This is a genomic window from Shewanella sp. 10N.286.45.A1, assembly GCF_041470405.1.
GTDB lineage: Bacteria > Pseudomonadota > Gammaproteobacteria > Enterobacterales > Shewanellaceae > Shewanella.
The window spans coordinates 1-4660 of record NZ_JBFRMK010000322.1 but is presented as its reverse complement, the minus strand read 5'-3'; the positions used below and the strand labels follow the sequence as shown (position 1 = coordinate 4660).

Sequence of the window (4660 nt, the reverse complement as noted above, 5' to 3'; positions counted from 1 at the left end):
TAAAGAACCGAACAAAAACTAAGCTCGAAAGATCAACAGCCCCTAATCACTTGATAATGTAATTTGCTAAGTTTTAGACAAAAAAACGCCAGTCGGTGAGGTGACTGGCGTTTGGGGTTGGAGATGTATTTTGCCTAACTAGGTTCGCAATTAACGTAGTTTAACAGGCCACTCTTTTTCAACGCGCTGCTCGATGAACTCTTCTTTAGCGCTTTGCATAGCCTCTAAATTAAGTCCGGCAAGCGGTTGTACTTTTGCTTTAGTATCGTACTTAGTTGCATCGTACTTATACTTTGGTGCGTACTTTGTTAACAGTGCATTTGCTTCGTTAAGTGCTTCATCTAATATCGCATTAGATTTCTCAAGTAAACGAATCGCTTCTGCTGGGTTGTGAGCATGGATACCGTGAGAGGCTGTTGCGCTGTCCCAGAACCACTGTGCATGTCTAACTTTAGTTAAAAGACTATTCATCTCTTTGGCTAGCGGTGTATTGGCTTTTAATGCTGCTTCGTAGTTACCTTTGGCTTGAGCAATACTTTGATCCGCTTCTAGTCCTTTGATACCGTTAGCAGCCCAAATAGCCTGAGCTTTAAAGTGTGCTTCGGTTAAGCGTGGGTCAGTACCGTCAGCCTCAAAACGCAGCTTATTGATCTCAGCTTTACGTTCATCGAAGATCTCTTTGAAATCACTACCTTCATGACAACCTACACAGCTTTCTGGTAGTTTATCAGCGTCAAAAGTAACTTTATGGTTGGAGTATTCCACGCCTTTGCTATTTTCCGCTTTAGGCATATGACAAGTGGTACAACCAAACTCCATATGGCTAGACATCGCATGATCAGTTCTATCCATCATGTTTTCAAATTCAGGATGTTGTGCTTTTATTGATGGCACGCCTGAGATTGCATTGGTCCAGTCTTTGAAGCCTATTTGATCAAAGTAGGCAAGTTGTGCTTCTGCGGCAAAACCTTCATATAGGCCGTCTGAGCCTTTATAGTTAACCACTTCTTTGTAGTCGGTTTTAACACCTGCTACCCAATGATCCCACGGGTAACGGACTTTTTTATCATCTTTGCCGTCAAAGTAATACTCTACATGGCACTGAGCACAAGTTTGGCTAGCCTGCATAGTTGCTGATTGCTCTGAGAAGTCTTTGCCTATGGCTTGCATAGCACGCTCTGCATATGGGCGGCTCATTCGAATTTCTGCGCTGCCCAACTGATGGCAATCTGCACACCCAATAGTGTTAGACATCTCATGGCCCCATGTCGACCAGTTGTTATTTGAGAAGTTATCTTCTCCAACTTTGTCGTACATGCGAGCGACATCGGGGGTTTTGCAAGACCAGCAACTGGCAGCCATGGCTTCGCCAACAACGTTGCCGTCATGGCCGACGACAGGATGGCCTGTACGAAGTGTTTTGACGATGTCTGTCATTGCATAGTGGTGACCACGTGCTCGGTTATAGTCTTTAGCGAAACCGTAACCAGCCCATGCAGAGATTAAGTTTGGGTTTGCGGCCAATAGATCAACTAAGCTACCTGACTCTGGGGTTGTTTGCTCAGTTTGAGCCCAAGTCTTGTATTGTTCTGGAAATGCCTTTTGCCAGTTATCGCTGTTGTATAGATCTACGTCTTTATCATTGGCGGCAGCTGAGCCGACGAACAAGGTAGAGACCATTATTGCCATGGACAGTTTTTTAATTTTCATCATCACTCCTAATTGGAATCAATAAACTATTACTAATAATTTTTAAATTAATTATCGATAGTAGGATTCGTAGTGATTATTACCATTTAAATTAAAGTAGTGAATATATTTAGGTGGGGAGTGTGATGTTGTTCTTATTAATTTGTTTATATAGTTGTCTGTCTATATTTATATTTACTGAATAATACCTACTTAGGGGTATGCCTTGTTATTTGTTATTTTTTGCTATATTCCTTACTTTGATGGTTCCCTGTATGCTGTTGATTTTTTAAGGTTTTTATCGTTGAGCTTGTAAGTTTTCAAAGATTTTTATATTAAGTTATTGTTTGTTTGTAGTCCTTTTTTATTAGATTTTTCATTGGTTGAATTAATAACGTGATGTTTTTTACGTGATTGTATATTCGTAAGGTAAATTTTAAATTATTAATTGAATCTTAATTCATTATTAATTCCGTATTGAGTTTGTTAATTTAAAATTAAACTGAAACTTACGTTTGTTTTATACATTACTTTTTATTGTTTATTTTTCTGTCTGTATATCTCTGCATGTATTTTGTTGTACTAATTTAATATAGTTTAAATTAGTCTTTTTTAGGGCGGCGTAAATTTTAAACAATCAGATCGTTGTAGAGAAGTTTCAGTACGGAAAACCATTTCTATCAATAAGGTTGATTAAGAACTTGGGTTTTAATATTAGGCGTATCGTTGAGAGAGTTCTATCTTGATAGCAAAACTCAATACACTGCTGAGCGCTCTGATAAGCCTCTGTGATGAGATTGATGTACAAAGTTGTAGTCGCCTTCATGCTGCACTAAGTGTTTCGATTGATGACTGTATGCTTGGTTTGGCGCAATACAGAAAAGTCGTTCTATTGGGAGGATGAAGCTTAAATGCCGAGTCAAAGACGATGCAAGCTTTGAAGGCTTTATGAGATAAAGCAGAGCATGGGGCATCGGAGAAAGTTAAGGCAGAGTTTGGCTATTTTCGCCTTAATGTTTTGCTAAGCGTTGAATTACTGTCGAATGAACGGCCAAGTGGAAGTCATTTGTTAATAAAAATGCCAGTCGGTGAGGTGACTGGCATTTAGTTTGGAGATGTATCTTTAGCTAATTACATTTGCAATTAATGTAGTTCAGCAGGCCAATCTTTTTCTACACGCTCTTTGATGAACTCTTCTTTAGAGGTCTTCATCGCATCGAGGTCAAGACCTGCAAGCGGTTGTACTTTTGCTTTGCTGTCGTACTTAGTTGCATCGTAGACATAGTCAGCATCGTACTTAGCAAGCAGTGTATTCGCTTCGATGATTGCCGCATCTAAAATCGTATTAGACTTGGTTAGCAAGCGAATCGCTTCTGCAGGGTTATGGGCGTAAATACCATGAGATGCGGTAGCGCTATCCCAGAACCACTGAGCATTACGTACTTTGGTTAGCAGGCTATTCATTTCTGTGGCAAGTTCATTGTCAGCAGTTAGCGCACCTTCATAAGCAGCTTTTGCTTCACCAATAGACTTTCCAGCTTCTAGGCCTTCAATACCGTTCGCAGCCCAAATAGCTTGTGCTTTAAAGTGTACTTCAGTTAGGCGTGGGTCTGTGCCTTCGTCCTCAAAACGAAGTGCATTGATACTGGCTTTGCGTTTCTCAAACTTAGACTCGAATGCATCTGCATCATGACAACCGGTACAGCTAGCTGGAAGCTTGTTGGCATCAAATGCGACTTTATGATTTGAGTACTCTTGTCCATCCGAGTTAGTTGATTTCGGCATATGACAAGTATTACAGCTGAAATCCAAGTGATTTGACATCATGTGGTCGGTACGATCCATCATGTTTTCATACTCTGGGTGCTGTGCTTTTAGCGACGGTGCACCAGAGATAGCGTTAGTCCAATCCTTAAAGTTTTTCTCATCGTAGAATGCTAACTGCGCTTCAGCGGCAAAACCTTTGTACAAGTTGTCGTCGCCTTTGTAATCAACAACACTAGCGTAATCGGTATCTACACCAGGCACCCAATGATCCCAAGGGTAGCGTACTTTTGTAGAGTCGTTGCCATCGAAGTAGTATTCAACATGACACTGAGCACAAGTTTGGCCGGCTTGGTCAATATGCTCTTGCGCTGTGAATGTTTTATCAATCACGTCCATTGCACGAGTCGTATATGCACGGCTTAATCGTAGCGTGTTTTCACCGAGTTCATGACAATCTGCACAGCCGATTGTGTTTGGCATCTCTTCGCCCCACACTGACCAGCCATTATCTGCAAACTTGCCTTCACCCACCTCTTCAAACATGCGACCGACATCTGGAGATTTACAAGACCAACAACTTGCCTTCATGGCTTCACCGACGATTTCACCGTCGTGTCCGATTAGCGGAGCGCCAGTACGTAATGTTTTAATAATGTCAGTTAATGCAAAGTGATGACCACGCGCACGATTGTAGTCTTTGGCGAACCCGTAGCCTGCCCAAGCGCTGACAAGATTAGGGTTAGCTTCTAGTAAGTCTGTAGGTACACCCGATTCCGGGTTGCTCTCTTCAGTCTGCGCCCAAGTGGTGTATTGATCAGGGAAGGTTTCTTTCCAGTTATCGCTGTTGTAGAAATCAGTTTCTACAGGTGGCTCAACTGGTGGCTCAACTGGCGGCTCTACCGGCGGTATAGTGACACACACATTTGTGTTGGGATCGAGTTCTGTTCCATCAGGACAGGTTTTAGTTTTATCATCATCATCGCTACAGGCTGATAATGCGGTCATTACCGCTACGGCGATTGCAAGCTTTTGTAGTCTCATCACAACTCCTCTAAATAATCTATTTGTTATTTATTATTTGCTTGTTTACTGATTTGCTAATAAAGTTTTATATTGTTATCTCAATAAATATTATTTTTGAATCTTGCTTTGTGTATTTTTGATTTAAGTTTAGATTTATTGATTTAACATTATTAAATAATAT

2 protein-coding genes are annotated in these 4660 nt (G+C 41.0%); both read right to left on the bottom strand.

Features of this window, described 5'->3' with window-relative positions:
* Positions 1–150: 150 nt before the first annotated feature.
* Entirely contained in the window at positions 151–1710 is a 1560-nt protein-coding gene (locus AB4238_RS20300) for an ammonia-forming cytochrome c nitrite reductase subunit c552 (RefSeq protein WP_372035212.1), read from the bottom strand.
* 1122 nt (positions 1711–2832) lie between these two features.
* Entirely contained in the window at positions 2833–4497 is a 1665-nt protein-coding gene (locus tag AB4238_RS20295; RefSeq protein WP_372035210.1) for an ammonia-forming cytochrome c nitrite reductase subunit c552, read from the bottom strand.
* Positions 4498–4660 lie beyond the last annotated feature (163 nt).

What these genes read in the sequence shown, in the direction of transcription:
- AB4238_RS20300 (WP_372035212.1), bottom strand. Translation starts at nt 1,710, where the DNA reads ATGAAAATTAAAAAACTGTCCATGGCAATAATGGTCTCTACCTTGTTC.
- AB4238_RS20295 (WP_372035210.1), bottom strand. Translation starts at nt 4,497, where the DNA reads ATGAGACTACAAAAGCTTGCAATCGCCGTAGCGGTAATGACCGCATTA.